The sequence below is a fragment of the Undibacterium sp. WLHG33 genome (genome assembly GCF_049544815.1).
In the GTDB taxonomy this organism is placed as follows: domain Bacteria; phylum Pseudomonadota; class Gammaproteobacteria; order Burkholderiales; family Burkholderiaceae_D; genus Undibacterium.
Map to the genome: position 1 here is coordinate 165,415 of NZ_CP186697.1, position 18,309 is coordinate 183,723.

The 18,309-nt window shown below is 48.1% G+C and carries 7 protein-coding genes; 5 read left to right on the forward strand and 2 right to left on the reverse strand.

What is annotated here, in order from left to right:
• Positions 1 to 400 precede the first annotated feature (400 nt).
• Together ACOTSW_RS00765 and ACOTSW_RS00770 are read right to left on the reverse strand one after the other, a co-directional pair.
• On the reverse strand, positions 401 to 6,523 hold the full coding sequence (locus tag ACOTSW_RS00765) for a hypothetical protein (protein ID WP_423680471.1): 6,123 nt from the start codon (positions 6,521 to 6,523) through the stop codon (positions 401 to 403).
• 164 nt (positions 6,524 to 6,687) lie between these two features.
• Positions 6,688 to 9,384, reverse strand: coding sequence for a TrlF family AAA-like ATPase (locus ACOTSW_RS00770; protein WP_423680472.1), 2,697 nt, complete (start codon positions 9,382 to 9,384; stop codon positions 6,688 to 6,690).
• Between the two features lie 288 nt (positions 9,385 to 9,672).
• Here ACOTSW_RS00770 and ACOTSW_RS00775 point away from each other — a divergent pair, with 288 nt between their 5' ends.
• The 5 genes from ACOTSW_RS00775 to ACOTSW_RS00795 all read left to right on the forward strand — a co-directional run bounded on the left by ACOTSW_RS00775 (position 9,673) and on the right by ACOTSW_RS00795 (position 18,299).
• Entirely contained in the window at positions 9,673 to 10,533 is an 861-nt protein-coding gene (locus ACOTSW_RS00775; RefSeq protein ID WP_423680473.1) for a TnsA endonuclease N-terminal domain-containing protein, read from the forward strand.
• Position 10,534: 1 nt separating this feature from the next.
• The gene (locus tag ACOTSW_RS00780) at positions 10,535 to 12,733 is read left to right on the forward strand and encodes a transposase (RefSeq protein WP_423680474.1); all 2,199 of its coding nucleotides are present in this window, start codon (positions 10,535 to 10,537) and stop codon (positions 12,731 to 12,733) included.
• Entirely contained in the window at positions 12,730 to 14,220 is a 1,491-nt protein-coding gene (locus tag ACOTSW_RS00785) for an ATP-binding protein (RefSeq protein ID WP_423680475.1), read from the forward strand. Before ACOTSW_RS00780 ends, ACOTSW_RS00785 begins: the two co-directional genes overlap by 4 nt.
• Before the next feature lie 9 nt (positions 14,221 to 14,229).
• Entirely contained in the window at positions 14,230 to 16,056 is a 1,827-nt protein-coding gene (locus tag ACOTSW_RS00790) for a TnsD family Tn7-like transposition protein (RefSeq protein WP_423680476.1), read from the forward strand.
• Positions 16,057 to 16,694: 638 nt separating this feature from the next.
• Positions 16,695 to 18,299 (forward strand): SAVED domain-containing protein, encoded by a 1,605-nt coding sequence (locus ACOTSW_RS00795; RefSeq protein ID WP_423680477.1) that lies wholly within the window; start codon positions 16,695 to 16,697, stop codon positions 18,297 to 18,299.
• Positions 18,300 to 18,309 lie beyond the last annotated feature (10 nt).

Genomic DNA, 18,309 nt, shown 5'->3' on the forward strand with positions numbered 1-18,309 from the left:
GACTTAATTGACGGCGTTGTTGTTCAGTTTTACAAGTGAACGATTTCAGTCGTTTAGAAAGAAAATAATATATGAGCAGACATCTCCATGACTGTACCGTCGGTGGCAATCAAGCCACCTCCTAGCGCACACTTGTCCATAATTTTCGGTGGTACGCTCTGTAAGCATACCACCGGCGTCAGAGAGGAGATGGAGTAATCTCTCCGTTTTTAATTGGGTTAAAAGTAGCGCTATGCCGCAAGGATGAGTTTTTTTGAGTCATGCTATATTCGATTACCCAATCTGGATTATTTGGCTGTTGGCAGGAATTCTGTCATTGCAAATTTTTGCAAGCATTAATTTCTCAACTGCAAGGGAGGGCTGCTTACACGAATTATAAGCAGTTTGAGAGGTGCCTAGATCAGTTCTCCCACGGCAATTTATCAATGGAAAAGTCGTTAAAACGTTCATTATTATCATTAAAGCAGCGCTTAACCGCGCGCATGAAACTTATCGGAGAGTAATGACGAAGAATGGATAATTTAGCCTCCAGCGAAACAACTACCAACCAACCTTCTCCTGATACCTCGTTACTTCTTGGAGGTTGACGATCCATCGGACCATCCTGCCACCAGATGCTTTCCACCATGGTTTTACCTGCTGAATCGACCCATCTAAATAAGCCGTGCTCTGATAACGACCAACCAAGGCTCGTCGCAAAGGTAGGATTGAACGCCAACCATTCTGAGCCACCAATAGCTACTTGCCGAGAATACCCATAAATGATCAATGCTTGGAATTCGTTGACTCGATAAAGATTAGGATATTCACTTGCATTCCAGATTGATGTATGTGGAAAAAAATCGGATGCGCCTCTCAATTCATTTGTGTGTGGCCAGTCAGGATGGCATGCCATCGAGAAGCGATACTCAGTCGGCACAGACCAATCCCATGCCTTGAACTGCGACAGTTCGCCCACCACCAAATACCCAGCATCTAAGCTGGAGGCGAAGCTCTCGAATGCATCATTTCGCCCCGCTACCCATTCCTCTTCTTTGTGGAAAAGCCCAATATTTTTTAGGGGAGCAACGACATTGGGGCGATTCACAGGCTCTTTTCCGGCAAGCCGCCAATCGTAACGATAAAGCTGACAGTAGGTGAGTTTCTGCGCATCCATGTCTATCCGGCCGGCATCCACAAGTTCAGCAACAACTTGGCAAATGGCACGAGACGCAACTTGTGGTCTTTGTCGGTTATACCTCAATTGCAACTCAATGCTACTCAGAAATTTTTTCAATATTTCTGCTGCATTCCAGTCCCATTGCTCTTTAGGAACTAACTGCCGCATCAGTGTTGATGTTCTTTGCAACAAATTTTCCAGCGGGATTTCAGATGCATGACTTAGCCACTTCAACTCTGCATCAAATGGCCGTACCATTTCTAATGCATCATTGGAGTCCGGGTATGACTCGTCTGCGCGTATGGCGTCAAATGGCACAGCTCGCTCATCGCTCCCCAAAGGCGGCAGATGCAAGCTGTAAATCATGGGTAAAGGTTTTGCAGTATTTTGCTCTGTTTCGATGTTAAGGCCGAGCTCTTCGGCAAGCTCTGTAGCCATACACCGTAAGACAAAATCGGAAGAAGACAAAAATGAAAGTATCTGGTCGGAGAAGTCTTGTGCGAGCGGTGAACCCAATTGCCAAGTTGTATCCAAGATTGCAAGCCCTTGGATTACATTGGGCTGCTCTCCTGATAATTGTGTCGAGATAACTGCCTTGGTGGCTGTTGGTGCTACATTACGAATTACAAAGTCACAAAGTACGCAATGCACTTGATCGCGCACTTCGTCGATAGGCAAATTCGCCGTCCACACTACGGCTTGTAGCAATGCTTCTTCGGCAGTAAGGTCTGACTCATGCGGAGATGGAGCCAGCTCCTCAGCCAGAGAAAAATCTGAGAGCTGATAGATATGTTCCCGTATTTCCGGCCATAGCCGTTCCCATGGCACCTCTTCAAAAAACATTTCCGCCAATTCTTCAAGGTTTTGAATCAGATTGTACGGATAGTGAAACTCGGAAATGTAGTCATCGACGAGAGTCTCGAGCGCTCGCGGACGCCATTTTTCAGGTGCAATGGCGATTAGCGCCTTAATTGCATGCTGTCGGCTACCGCCATCCCAACTTATGTCCCAGCCTGATGCAGTGGTTTCGCTCAATACGGTTTCCAAAATGTGCAATGCTTCTTTTGTGTGGCCGAGTTCGTGGAGTCTCGATGCACACATATTGCGAATCATGTTGTCAAGTCCATGAGGTTCAAGCAAGGAAAGAAGACGGTTTATCTGTTGGGCGGAAAATCGCCCGATCAGTGGCTTTATCACTCTCCACCATGGGAAATATTCGGTCTTCTCTATAGTTTCGATCAAGGTAACTAGTTGCTCAAATGAGTTGACCAAAACCGAAACATCTTCCTCAGTTAACTTCCTGCCATCTTTTAGAAGTAAGCTGGCGCTTGAGCTATCTTGTTTCCCCGGATTATTAGCGAGCAACTGCTCGAAAACCCGACTATCCTGACCAGCCTCGCGCAAACCTGCAATTAACGCCCGCCATAATCTGGGGCGTTCCCCCGGATAGGCTTTAACCTTGATCGCTTGTGTCAATTCGCCCATCAGACGTTCAGCGATTTCAGGCATAGCACATTGCACCGTCCGCGCAGCAAGTTGCTCTACCAGTGGTTCGTAAACGTAAGCATCAAAAGGAATCAACAAATGGCGAGCGACCACAAAGATTGCCTCTAATGGTGGGCTCTCGTGACGCAGTGCCCCCAGCAGGAGCCCGCTCATCGCGCTGCTGAAATGCAAACCTCCATGTTCCAAAAGCCAATCGAATAAGGTCTTTGCATAACCCGGATTAAGAGACATGGCCAAGGCCAACAACTCAGTAGCTGCATCCTGCGTTCCGCGCCCACGTCTCGCTTGCTCCAAGACGACTAACGCACTGGAGAAACGCCCAATATCTTCAGTTATCAAGGCTGGTTGATATGCCGCAACTCCATTGAGTAAATCAACCCATTGCTGCAATTGGCGATCTTTGTGGTGATAGATGCCGAATGAGCCCTTAAGAAGTAGCGGCACGAGTGATTTGCCTCGTTCTATTTCCCCGGCTTCGTGCCAAGCCAAAGCAAGCAGTCCATACTCTTCGGCTCGCTCGTGAACATCATGCCATACGCCGATTTCTTGCTCCAAACCTTCCAGTCTGCGAACGAATATGTCGCGATCATCGCCATTTTGATAAAGTGCCAAAGCGATAGTGCGCCGCCTGTTGGTAGACCAGTATTCGGCTGTTTTGTTATGTATCCATTGCCGCTCAAATTCACGGCTAAGTTCACGCACTGCATCTTGCCCATGAGCGGCGACTGATCGAATCATCAGATTAAAATAGTCTTCTGCCGCACTTTCGAATTGATACCAGGCCGACCAATCTTTCGTTTCACGGTGACCTCGATTAAAGAGACGCAACGCGGGATGGAGCGCGCGGATAATCTCATCGGGAGCCATGATTTCTCCCTTTTTTGCGCGCCCCCAGATTGAGGCAATGATAACCAACTGTCGCTCAAACAGTACGTTTCCATGTTTGCGCGGATCATCCGAATCGGGTACAGCCTCAATTGGATCGATTGTTCGCCCCAGTGCTGTCAGAAGCCGATTCAATCGAATTCGCAATGCGAATGGATCTAACCGCTTCCATTGCGAAGATGTCCATTCATAGTTCGGAGGCTGAGATAAACCATCAACCCACCGAATTGCCCCATCAACATCGCCTCGAATTGTCAACAGGTATTCAGCGATCAGCACTCTTTCATACTCGTCCAGAGCTTCTTTGGTCGCCCACGACAGGATTCGATCTAATGCATCCTTAGCCTCTGGATGTGATGGGTGCAGATTACAGATATTAAAATCTAATTGCTGACAAAGCGCTTCCTGCTCATCTGGTTCAACTGAAAGCTTTCGCATGCTTGCCCATTTGTCGGTGTCGGAAAATTTTGCAACTGCAGACACAAGTACCTGACGCAAGTTAACATGAATGTCTTCAATATCCTCTCCAAAATTTCTATCAGACGCATCACCTTTCAGTGCAGCTATGACATGTTCTATTTCTTTAACGGAACGAAAATGGTGTGCACATTCCACCCATTGTTTCAATTCACTGGTCTGCTTAATAGGGATAGCGCCACTTAATAACCCCAGTGGTTCCTCAGCTTCAAATATCAGTCGTGCCGCCGCAATTTCGCCGATGGATATAAAATGAAGGCTCAATTTGAGACCAGCATCACTTCCAATTCGAAGGCTATTCCCGTCCATTAAATGCGTTAGAGTAGCCTCGGTTCCATAGAGCGAAAGAATTAGCTCAGGCATATCCACTTGATCAAGTACCTGTTGTCGCTCTCCCAACTCATGCTCGACTAATAGATAACGAAATATCGCGATGCCATCCTGCTTTGCGCGTGCGGCACGCAGAGCGAAAGAAATATCTTCCTTGATATCTTCCAGCGGGCGTAGCGCATAAAATTGACGGCGAAAATAATCCTGCGTTGCGAGCTTCAACGCGAATTCCCACTCTTCCGCGCAGGTAAGGTGATAAAGGGCTTCCCAGCTTTGATGGGTATCTACAGGCGACTGAGAAGCCAAATCAGCCAGCTTGCGGTGATAAGCCCTATCTCGCGTTACATCACATTCGTCTAAAAAATTCAGCGAAGTACGGTTTAGAATGAATTGGCGAAAACTGTTGTGGAAAAATCGCCAGCGATGCGGTGTGTCCTTGTGAAAGTAAAAGCCAGCCTCTCGTACTAGAGATCGCGCTGTAGCTTCATTCGACCATGTCTCCAACTCCAAAGGGTCGAAGGGTATACGGAGTCGAGCAAGCAACGCCAACAATTCTCTTAAAGATGCATTTGATTGGATGCTTTGCCAATAGGTATCATAGCCTTGATCAACATGCCCCTGATAGGGATTGGTGTTATCCAGAATTGCATCTATCGCTGACAATTCTGATGCATTCGCCAATATCCTTATCAGATAGCAGGTTGCCAATGGGTGACCATCACACAATCTAAATGTTTTATCCTTTTGCTCTTGTGTAAGTGCAACTGATAATGCCGCTTCTTCGATCATGTCGAAAACTTGAGAGCGTGCAAGTGGCCGCATGTTCAACACACGCGTTGAATCTGCCTTAAACTGGGCCTTGACGGCAGGTGGCAAATCCTTAAGCTCCAAAGTCTGACTGCCCAAAATGAACAACACGCCTTCTGGTAACGTATTCGGATGAGGAAGAACTTCAAGCAAGCTTCGGGTTGTTTTTTGTTCACGCTCGATATGATCGAGCCCGTCAACCAGAATCAGCGTAAGCACTCCATCGCTTAGCCATGAATTATGAAGTTCTGCTAACTGTTGACTGAATGCATCAAGTTGTTCTTCGAATGTTTTTGCCAGACTTTTACCGCCATGAAAGCCACGCGATTTCAAAGCAAGAACTATGTCGTGCAGAAAGCACGCTGCTTCGCCTCGCCCCTGAGTAAAGTTGTCAGGAATATAAGCGTAATAACGCACAACCCGAAAGCCATTTCGGTAGCGTAAAGTGTGAGTCAATGTTGTAGATTTCCCAGAACCTGGCGTACCAAGTAACGCTAGATAACCGCGCTTGTACTTGCTTAGTGCGCTCTCCAGATCATTTATCGTGGAAGATATGGGCTGGTAAAGAGTTTCAATTCTGAAATCATGGTTGAAGCGCTGAGCAAAACGTTCGATCCAACCTAAACGTCTAAGTAATTCATCTCTCTCAATTTGGATTTCTCGCTTGTCTGCTCCGACTGTACGGAAGAGAAAGGAGGCAATTGTTTCTATGTCCTCTGCTTGCCGTGATCCGTCGCGAGAGGATGATGTACTCTGCAATCTGTAGCCAAACTCTAGCTCACAATCTCGAATGAAAGAAAAGAAAGCAGCTTCGTCTAAGCCGGATGCGTCTTTCAGTCCGGTAATTGCAGGGTCCCATCCGGAGGGGCAGGCACCAAACCCTTGGGCGGCCCAGTTTCGATCTGCCCAACAATCGGTAAGAAATCCCTGAAGATTCGCTTTGGAAATTGTAGTGGTATCGTGTGGGATTGAGGCATTTGTAGACGCAATGTCGCGTGACACCAAATGGACAGCTACTCGGCGAGTGGGGTGGGCTTGCTTCAGTTTCTGCCATCCGCCCGCAAGCTGTCCTATCAAGCCCTTGCTTGACACTACTGTTGTATCACCCTTGCCGTTAGTTAAATCGTTAAACGAAAGGGTATCGGTTTGCTCCCCCCATTTCACCTGATAGGCATCTAGCCGACCCGGTGTAGCCACTTGGATGTCATCCAATTTCCCAGCATCAGGATCGGCTAACGCTATCCACTCCAACTCTTTTGCTACCAGAGCTGAAAAGATAATTTCAGCCGCGACACGGTACTGTGCTGAATATCCAATTATCGCAGCACGTTCTCCGCTGGAAGAGGGGTGACTATCCATGGTGAAATAACGTAGAAAAATATCTTGGAGTATAGCGGGTATTCAATGCTAGAAATATCACAATGCAGTCGAACATTCTAAGATAACGAAATTAAGAACTTTCATTATGTTAAGACTGCACAGTTTCAATCTATTTTTTGAAATATCGAATATGTCGATTCAAGTTATTGACGAGATAAACCGTACATTTTTGCCCTTTGTAAAAATGCCTCGCGCGCGCCTTCGAGGATTCCGCAGGCCGAGTCCCGAGTCGCCGAATGGTCTATAGAACCGCGCGCGAAGATCTCACCACGATCATTGTTGGCCTTCATCACCACGATTTGCTCTGCATCACCTAACACCGCGACATTGGCGTTATGCGTCACAATAATGACTTGGCGCCGCTCTTTTGCCTGCCGCAATACAGGTACTAGCGTTGCATAGATAAATTCACCGTCCAGATTGTCCTCGGGCTGATCAATGATGAGCGGTCGGTCGCTATCGGCCGCAAGCATCAGCGCAAGCAGCACAGATTGCTGCTGTCCCAACGACAATTTGGCGAAATCACGTGATACATGGCGTTCCGTACCGTCTGAATTAATAACACGCTTTGTAACCAACAGACGCGGCCGATCGTGCAACGCCACACGCTCCAACATGTATTTCACTGGCTGTGCACCCAACCGCTTTATAATTTCTTGCGCTTCTGCCGCATTGAAAATTTCTATACCTTCTCGCGTTTTTAAGGTAGTAATCGGATTTATATCGTTTTTATTAATAGCCTCTAACAAAGCTGGTACTGTAAGGTTCTCAACAAGATATGTAGCCCGCGGCTGCTGGTTTGTTCTCCAGCCCATTGCTTGGATTATTTGTTCTGATGCTTCCTGTGAGTAAGCACTGGCCTCATACTTCAAGCTGACATTGAGATCCGAAAGTGCCTGGCGGAGCGTCTGCGAGGCGTGCCGGCCAAACGCCTCGCGTAGCATGGCGACCTTGTTACGGGTCTTCCAGCGCTCCTGTAAAACTTTGTTCCGCTGAGTACGCAGTTCCTGAAGCTTAGGGATCCAGGTTTTTAGATTTTTTACATTTTGCTGTTGCAGTGCCTCGTCTTGGGTAAGCTTCTGGATATAGGACATATCAAACTGTATCTTCAAACCTTCCAGTTCTCGACGTTTATCGTCGATTTTTTTCTGCGCATCCGACTCTTTAGCTCGCCATTGCGCCAACTGGGCGGTAACGACTTGTTCAAAAGCCACAATTCCAGCCTTGATGTTTGTTTCAGCATTCGTCAGCGTCGCCTCAAGAACAGCCGCACCTGAGGAAATGGCTTTGAACTCGGCGCTGCCCACCGATAGATTCGCTGGATCTGCAAGCTCACGGATTTCACTGATATTCTCGTGCGAGGAAAGTGTAGTTGACGAACCCCGTTTAGCCTGAGTCAGCAGAGTTGTGATTTGCGTGCGGACTTGCTTTTCCTGAGCAAGCTTGCGCTGGAGTTCGATTAATTCTTTGACGTCAGGTTTTTGGAGAGCCTGTAATTGTTGCTTAGTGACGGCTAGAACTCGTTCCGCTCCTGGGATTTGCTCTACTTTCTGTTCGGCTCCCTCAATTTCGGTTTGCAAATCTAACAGTTGCTGTCGCGCCGCTTCTTCATCCGCTCTGGCCACGGAAATGTCAATAAATCGGTCGAGGTATTCCAATAAAGCGAGCGGATTGGACTGTGCCTGCTGGCTGATACGTTGGGCTTCTCCTTGACCGAAGCAGTCGATTTCAAACGCACATGGTCCCATGTTGGGATCGTCCAGATTTTCTATTCCGCCATCCTTGTGGCGAGCTAGATTATGCAACTGGCCCGACTTGTCGCGCCAAATGAGATAAATTGCGTCTGGCCAGACTTCGGAGTCAACCACTTTACTTGCTGTATCGGTGTCACCAACCAGGCAGCGAACCGCCTCAAAAGTTGTGGATTTACCAGTACCGCGGCCTCCGACGATACAGTTGAGATTCCGACTGAATTGGATCGTCTGACCTGCAAGGAAGCCTCCTTCTGCGTAAAGACCAACCACATGAGGGATGGACGTTGGAACCAGGTCTTCAATACGTACGCGAGAGTCTGCATCCTGCAATGCTACCCGCAGCGCCTGAAAACTCGGCGTATCCATCTTGTATCTGGTGAGCTTACGGGATTGTTCCGCATTGCGTCCAAGTGCCTCAAGCTTGTGTGCATCGGAGTTCAGCACGCGCGCTAAGTATTGTCGAGAGCCCAGCTGTAACGTTTTGATGCGCAGCTCGCCCAGCTGGCTGCGATTTTGGTTCGGATCCGTCAACGAATAGGAAATGTCGGATGCTGCACTCTTGAGCTCGATCCCGAGCAGAGCAGGGTGATTCAGGACATCTGCTTTGTGCGGAGAGGCCCCAGGAACCTCCGTCTCGAAGCCAGAGGGGCCGTCAACGTGTGCCAATATACAAAAACCGCCCTGTTCCTGAGCGAGATTTAGGCATTCAATCATCGCCTGCTGCACGCGAGAATTAGGCAGGCCGCTGTCCATCACTGTCAGTCGGCCATGGAAACGCTTAAGCGCGTCCGACGTTTCAAAATAGCACAGGAGGTGTCCTTGTGGCGTGGAGAGCTCAACTGCAGGTATCACAATTACCGGTTGATCGGCTGCCGCTGCAATGGCTCTATCTACACTGCCAATTTCGTTATGATCAGCAATTGCTATGATGGCAAGATGCTCCCTCGCTGCTGTTGCAACAACAGCTTCCGGTGTCATCGTTATATCCGAAACATCGTGGGAAACCCCATGACAGTGCAGGTGCAAGTCGGCCCGAAAAAATGTTGCTCCGATGGGCTGTGCAGAAATTCTTTGCTGATGGTCCATTCGTCTCCCATATTATTGAGTGGTGTATGTGGCCTAGAACAACAGCTATCATTCTAACAATACATTAATGTCTTGGAAGACATTAATTCGCTGTCGGCTTAACGGGAATAGGATTTCTGAAGTCCTCGATAACTGCTAACAGCTTTATGGATTGATACGTTTTTGTATCAGCGTGGTTGAGAGAGATTGGAGGCCAACACTCAGCTGGCACTTCTTCCAAGTTCACCAACACGAGGTGTTCACTGCCAGTTATACTTGTATTCCAATTAATTTTTTTTAGGATGTGAAGTGCGAGGACGACGCTTCAAAAGCCAAGCTGATATTGACCGTTATATCGCACAAGGATTTGGTCAAGGAGAGGGTGAAAATTATAAGCCTTGGCTCCGCGTACAAGACGTCCCGTCACAGGGCAGGTCACGAAAAGTGTTGGGAATTAAAACCGGCAGGCAACATCACCTTTTATCCGATCTGGAATTCGGATATCTTTTGGTGCTTGAGTTTTCTGAACAAGTGGTTGATATCCGAGAGGGATTCCCCATTTTTCCATCGGAACAAGCCAGAGAGATCAGCGCACAGCTCGGCATTCGATATCCCCGATTCCCCGGTACAAACTTGCTCTATGTGATGAGCACAGATTTTCTTGTAACTCTGCAAGCGCCTGATGGATCACGGAGATTGGCTGCTCGGACCGTCAAATATGAAAGCGCATTTCAGCATTCGAGCGATCTTAAGGGAACTGTAGAGAAACTGGAATTGGAAAAGGCCATCCATTCTGCGCAAGGCATAGAAGACTGGAAGCTAGTGACAGAGGCCACCATTGGATCAATCTTGATGACCAATCTGATTTGGCTCAGAAAAGGAAAATCGGTAGAGCGTCATCTATTGCATCCTACCGTCCAACTACATTTTCTAGACGCTGTGGAATACCACACAAGTTCAGGACGTGCACTGCAGTCAGTCATCCGTGCAGCGGCAAGCTCAACCCATATTCCTTTTGCAGATGGGACCATGCTATTCAAGTATTTGGTTCTTCAGAAGGTAATTAGGTTCGATATCACGGGCCAAGAGCTTTCGCTATCTGGTCCTAGCCCCGCATTTACCTTCGACCGTTCTCTCATTTCAGTGGTTGCATCGCTAAAGGCAGCCTGATATGACTTTCTCCATTTCGGTCCAGGATGTCTTTGAATCCATTCATCAGGTAGCACCGTTTGAGATTCCTGCCAGGGTGCTGTGGATAGACAAACTCCATAACGAAGCCACTTTAATATCCATCCAGTCTGAGCCGCAACGGCCATGGACGATAGCACTCGACGAGCTGCAATCCTTACTTCAAGACCAGGCCATCCGCCGCATCAGCATCAAGGTACCAGCTTTTATGCTCATGCTGGAAGAAGAGCTAAAACCAAGGTCTAAAGAAATTCGTACGACGAGTTGGCAGCGTATCCGCCCTTTGGTGGAAACTAGGATTCCTGGCGAAATATTTCAACCTGACGCATTGGGCCAATTAGTCGCATCGCATGCCGCTGCTATAGGGGTCGAGCGCAAGACCCTATACCGTCTTCTGTATCGATATTGGTTATTCGGCTCTATAGAAAATGCGCTGCTCCCAAACTATTCAGACTCCGGAGGAACCGGGAAGCCGAAAACTTTCACAAACGGAAAAATCAATGGTCGGCCGCCCAAATTTCAAGGCATCGTACTGGATACAAAAGCAAAGATCTTGTCAGACGAAGATAAAGCCATCATAAAAATCGGGTATGCACTCTACAAGAACAATGAAGTGCAGTGCATCACGGATGCGCACGTCAGGACATTAAACAAGTTCTACCGCGCTGAGCAGTCGGTACCAGGCTATGCACGTGATGAGATCATCTTGAAACCGGCACACGAGTTGCCCACATTGACCCAATTCCGGTACTGGGGCAAAAAAGCTTTCGATGAAATAACCGTGCTGCGTGGCAGAAAAGGTCGCCGCAAATGGGAAAAAGATCATCGAGCCCTTGTCGGCAGAGCCAATCAAGGTTTATTCGGGCCGTGCCACCGATTTGAAATCGACGCAACTATCGCCGACGTCTACCTTGTCAGCCGCTTCAATCGCAATTGGATCATCGGCCGCCCCGTCGTCTACGTCGTGGTCGATACCTTTTCTAGAATGATCGTTGGACTATACGTTGGACTTGAGGGGCCAAGCTGGAACGGCGCCCGCGCAGCCCTGTGGAACGCATTCTCGGACAAAGTTGAATACTGCCGGCAATTTGGCATCGACATTAGCAGCGCCGATTGGCCTTGCCATCATTTGCCACAAGAAATATGTGGGGATCGTGGCGAAATGCTGGGAGCCGCAGCTGAAAATCTGGTGACCGGCCTGGGCATCGACCTAGCTATCTTGCCGCCATATCGCCCGGATTGGAAAGCGATCGTGGAAAGCCGTTTTCGAATCCTTAATCGCCTCACTCAAATACAGTGGTCACCTGGAGGAGTTGCAGAACGTGTCAAGGAGAGGGGTGAAAGAGACTATCGTCTGGATGCAACGTTAGATCTGCATGAATTTACCAAGATCATGGTGGCGAGCACTTTGCATTATAACCACCACAATCGCCAGCCGGACTGGCTCAATCAAGACATGATCGCCCAAGACATTGCGCCCACACCGATTAGTATGTGGAACTGGGGCATCGATCATGGTTTTGGAACACCGAATATTCAAGCGCCCGAGCTAGTTTATCTACATCTTCTCCCTAAAGCCAAAGCTAGCATCCAATCCGGCGGCATCTATTTTTCTGGCATGTACTACACTTCCACCGACGACCAGGATTGGAAAAAATTCGCACGCGCGCGCGCCAAAGGTCGTGAATCTATTGATGTGTGGCATGACTCAACCAAACCTGAGCATATTTGGATACGTGGGGAGGGTAATTCATTCGTCCAATATAATTTGCGGGCGTCTGAAAATCGATACCGGGGGCATCGCCTTGAAGAAATTCAAGATATGTTGCAAATCATCAAGAATCCCGCCCCAGAAACCAAATATGCAGAACTTACAAGTAAGGTAAAGCTGGACGATCAAATCCAAAGCGTCATTGACCAGGCTGCCAAGGAGAAAAAGCAAGAGCGTGAAAACCTTTCAGCTGCAGAGCAAGTCGCGAATATTCGAGCCAATCGAGCAATCGAAAAGGCAGCTGAACGAGTTATCGCACAAAATCCCTTTGTTTTGCAAAAAAATGGAGTAGCACTCCCTGCGCCGATGCCGGCGCAGCCATCGATTGGCTCTGAATCCTACGGTCAACGTGGCCGGGAAATCATTGACCTACTGAGCCGCCAGCGCAGAAAAAACAAAAATCCTTCATGAGTACCAGAGCACCAATTTACGCCACGTATAGTCCATCCCCAGTTGCGGAGTACAGCGGCAACCCTTTGATCGAAGCGCTTCCACCTATTCTGTCTGAAGAGGAGGCTGCCAGCGCAATCGCTCATCTTCCTGATGTCTGCGAAGACGAACGTAATCTGCCAAAAGAAGTTCGTTTACACTGTATTGATCGCCTACGCAGCGTAGTGCAACCACTCCCAATCCATTTGGAATTGGAGAGTAGTGTTTCGTCGCTTTTGCGCAGTGGCTATATCAGCCGCAATCCGATGTTGGCAGCGACCTGGCGCCATTTGCACACGCTTTCGGCTGACCGCCAGTCTATGGGCCACTTCCAGTCATCCGCATCTACCTTTAGTCTTGTCGGTTTAAGTGGCATTGGCAAAACCACTTCCCTGAATTCGATTTTGCGCCTATACCCCCAGACCATTGTTCACAAACGCTACAAGGATCGCGAATTCGTTCATACACAAATTGTCTGGCTCAAAATCGAATGTCCTTTCGACGGTTCTCTATCTGGGCTGTGTCACGCCTTTTTCCGAGCGGTTGATCAAGCTTTGGGACAAGAAAAATATGCCAAGCGCTACAAGTCCAAAGGTGGCATTCTTGAAATGATCCAACGTATGGAGCAAATCGCCAGCACCTATTTTATTGGCGCAATCTTTATTGACGAACTGCAGCACTTAAACGCCGCCAAGACAGGAGGCAAAGATAATATGCTGAATTTCTTTGTCAATCTTATCAATGCCATAGGGATTCCTGTTGTTTTTATCGGCAATACGTCAATGATTGAGCTGTTCTCCAATGTTCTTCGGAATGCTCGTCGTGCATGTGGGTTGGGAATCTATGATTTTAAACAGCCAGAAAAAGACGATGAATCCTGGGACTTGCTGTTAGAGACCATTTGGGAATATCAATGGGTCGGCATTCCTACCCCGCTTACTGATGTGCTACGCAGCACTCTCTATGACCTGACCCAAGGCGTTACAGATTTTTTGGTTAAGTTGATGATACTGGGTCAGCGCTATGCCATTCAGTCAAATATCGAAACGCTTACTGAGGATGTGTTCCAGCACGTTGCTGACACAAAAATGAAACTACTCAAGCCTGCGCTGGCGGTTCTCCGTAGCAGAGACCCCTTGAAAATGCGCAAGTTTGAAGATTTGATGCCCACAGATGAGCAAATCGACGACATGATGATTGACGCTGGGGTTATGTCCGCTGAAAGCAGGATATCCTTGTTGCGAAAAGCCAAATCGAAGAAAGATTCCGCTGCAGATTTCGATGCTGCCAACAGCGCTCCCGTCAATCTGGAAATTAAGCCGTTAGCAAAAAAATCTTCACCGACTCCAGTGACGACAATCTCGTCCACCATTGTTGACCAAGCCAATCCGTTGTCCGCCTTGCGAGACGCAAATTGGCTGCAGACTGAGCCGCTGGAGTTTTCTGACAGCTACCGCAAGAGCGCCTAAGCAATGAGAATGCAAAGCCGGTTGACGTTCTTCCCTACTGGTTTTGCAGATGAAACGCTTTTCAGTTTGATTGCGCGATATCACCGGCTGTCAGGCAATATTGATGATAGAGACTCTCTCCATGAGTTGTTTGGCAAACATACTCATGTGGTTACTTCGCACCTTCCCACTCATTTGGATGCACTAGCGTCAGTTTTACCCCAGGGCTTGGATATCACTGTCAATGACTTGATTGAGCGCCATACAGTTTTTCCTTACTTTCGACCATTTTTGACGGAGAGGCAGGTTGTTTTTGGTCTTGCCGCCATGAGGGGAAATTCTGGAGCAGGTCTTAAAACCATGATGGGCATGGTAGCTAGCCAAGTTGGAGGGCACAACAGCTACCGTTACTGTTTATCTTGCGCGGATGCCGATGTCGAAAACGGCGGACAAGCCTATTGGCATCGTAACCATCAGTTACCCGCTGTATTGGTTTGTCCCATCCACGGCACCGTTCTGAAAAGCTTAGAAGCAAGCTGGGTAGCTCAGCATCGCCATCGTTTGTTTCTTCCCTCTGACTCGGAGGTTGTAAAGAATTCGAAGCAAGGTGTATTTTCAGACAAAGAAACATTAAGCTTGCTTTCACTATCCAGATTAAGTCAAAAACTCCTTGAATCAGAGCTTACTCCGATTTCAGCGACACAAATCCAGCAGGTTTATCGTGATTTGGCGGCAAATTTTGGTGCAATAAGCGCAAACGGAAGATTGCGCATTTCCGAATTTTCAGCGCGGATTCTTCAAGAGCTAGAAAATATCCCAAAACGAGAGGAGCTTATTCCTCTTCTAGACTTGCCCGAGACTCCTCCTGCTTGGACGCTGAAATTAATGCGCAAAAGACGATGCTCCATTCATCCGCTCAAGCATTTGCTTCTTTTGCAGGCTCTCAACGGAAAATTCGAGCACCTAGCGAACTGGTCGTCAAGGCCATTTCAATGCATTGAGAAAGTGGATGAGCAATCGGTATCTATTGTGTCTTTGGAGTCGAAACTCAGTCAATCTCTCCACATTATGCTGATACAAAAAAATTATTCTTTGAGGCATTGCGCTCAACACCTTGGCTTATCAGTCACTACGTTGCGCGTCGAGGCAGAAAGGCTAGGTTTTTCTGTTGACAAGCGGCCACAGAAATTAAATGACGCAACAGTTGCAGTGCTGCTCATTGCATTAGAGTCAACATCATTGCTAGAAGACATAGCAAAGAAATATGAGTGCTCAACGGTGAGTTTGTATCGGTTATTGAGGATGCATCCTGACGTCGCCATAAAAAGGCGGTATCTGATATTCGATTACGAGCGCAACGTTAGACGAAATCGATTTTCGGTCGGACACACTCGAGCTCATGCGCGAGATCTACCAGATTATATTTGGCTATATAGGCATGATCGGTTATGGTTATTGCAAGCGATAGGGAATCCACCTCAAAAATCCAATGTTCGCAATTCTAGGATCAACTGGGCGGAACGCGACGCTGTTCTTGCCGAAGCTGTATCTAGACACAGCCAAATGCTCTATGCTCTGGAAAAACCGGTACGAATCACCAAATCATCCATCGGCCGCTCAATTGGCAATCTCGCTGCAATGGAAAAGCATCTGGCCAAGCTACCCTTTACCGCTGCTACGCTCAATTCGCAAATTGAAACAATAGAACAATTCCAATGTCGGCGGTTGCAATGGGCTAAACTGCAACTATCAGCCCGACAAGAGTATGTTCGGCGCTGGCAGTTGATACGTCTGGCAGGACTTAAGCCACCTTTTTCCAAAGTAGTAGCGTGGCTTTTGGACTCTATAGCGAATTAGTTCGTTGCTATTAGGTCGGTGATTGTGACCGTATTGAGAAAAATGGAGATTTAACACTGATACCTGCTGCAAATATAAGACCATATTAGCAATTCTGAACATGGGCGGCATGTTGACCATTTCTTCGCGAAGCGTTTGCGTAGGGTGACACTCACTACTTCGATCTGTTCGTCGGGATCAGGCCAGCTTGCGCAGTCATTTTGATTTTTACATTGGCTGAAACTGGGTGTAATGCGCTCTGCTCGTTAAACCTGCCAGTGCTTCTCGAGACAGGGATCATTGAACCCGATACCTTGAGGTCGGTTATAAACAGTAGAGTCCAACGGTTTAGGCGGCGATCTCCTCTAGGTCGAGTTTTCGGTGTCTAGCCTAGTGGAGTTGCCAGATGCGTCGCCACTTGTGTGCACGAGCTTTCGCTATGCTGTGCTCTAAGCCGAGATTTCAAGAAATTGCATCTTGATTAACTTCACGCCGAGAACACTATCACAATCGAAAATAGAGAGATGCTGAGATGAGTAATTAACAATAAAAATCCAATAGGCACTATTGAATTTGGTACAGAAACCCTCACGTTGTTACTCTGGTGTGAAAATTTTAACAACGGCAACTTTTGCGTGAAAGAGTTTCTGAGGGCGTCTATGACTATATCAACACCGACGACTGTGCCAATTGCAGTCTCAACCTCATCGAAAGTGACCATCGATGACGATACCCTGCACGCATGGTTATCTGATTGTCTGAAGCGATCATTAAGAACTGTACTGGTATATGAGCGCTACCGCTGTGCCCTCTACGTCGAAGACCTCCCATCTAAATTGCTGTTTGCGGATCCTATCGAAGAAGGAGCTAAGCTTCTGCAAAAAATTGCGAAGGCTGGTCTCTTAAAGCGCCTTGAGCATGAAGCTGGCAAGCTTGATTGCGCAACTGAAGCGCATCCTGAATGGCAAGCAATCGCCATTACTGCTACAGCTAATGATGTCAAAGATTGGTTCAAGGCCCGCAAAGCGCTATTTGATTCAGGTAGAGGAAAAGTGCTGTCCGCGAGATCAGTTCAGCGTGTATGGCACGATGCTGCGGGCCGTTGCATGTTCCGCGGTTGCGGTGATGATCTTGGCGTAACTCCGCTTTCAGCACGGTCCGCTGGGGTAGCTTACTTGGCTCATATTGTCGCTGCGGATAAGGATGGGCCACGCGGCGAAAAACATTGGTCCGAAAAATTGGCTGACGAGCCGTCGAATATCATGCTGATGTGTGACAAACACCACCGTCTTATAGACCGTATCGCCGTCGATGAATATAAAACAGACGTTCTGCGCGGCATGCGTGCCGAGCACGTTAACACTGTGCGACAGGTTTTGAACTGCCTGACGTATCCCAAGACGCAGGCAATTGCGCTGCTTGCAAACCTTGGCAATGCGACAACTTGGCCATCTGAGGTTGACATGCAGTTGGCTATGCTTGAGCGAAAATTGGCACCGCTCCCGCAGATTGACTACCAGGTTCCTCGCAATCAGCGAGATGATCGGTCTTTGCCAGGCGCATGGCGACAGATTTTGCACGATCACGAAAATGACTTGCGGACGTTTATTGGGAAATTCGGCAACACACGCTCGGTTGGTGCAACGGCCGACGTTTTATCCATCTTTACCGTCCATCTGGTCCCGTTGCTTGTGCTGTTCGGTCGTATTGTGGGACAAGCACGACGGGTGGAAGTTTACCAATTTGACCGTGATCGAGGAACCTGGAGATGGGAGTCTGGAGCGGTAGGCAAGCCGGCAGGAACGATTTTTCTAGAGCACTCTGTCCAGAATAGCGGCAAGGCAGTGGTTCTCTCAATTGAGCTGTCCGCAGAATTTCCTGAGTCTGCGCTTCCCCCGGAAATCGTCGCCGGTATGCTCGATGAATCGATACAACGTGTGAGAATTCGAACAAAGGCGCCTGGGCAGAATGCGATTGCTCACACGTCGGACATAGAGCAGTTTACACGAATCGCACGAGAGGCAATAAATTTCGTACAGGACCAACTGCATGCCAAACATGTGCATCTGATAGGCGTCGCCCCCGCCAGTGCGTTATTTAATCTCGGACAGCTCCTTCAGGCCGGAAACCACTGTCCGTACACGATTTATGACAGACCCACATGGCAAACCCCCTTCCTTCCGGCAATCACTATCGATGGAAGTCAAGTCAGCGCCATCGTTCCAGCAGGCGAAACATCTTCTATAACGATTTCTTTGAGATAAAGAGAATAAT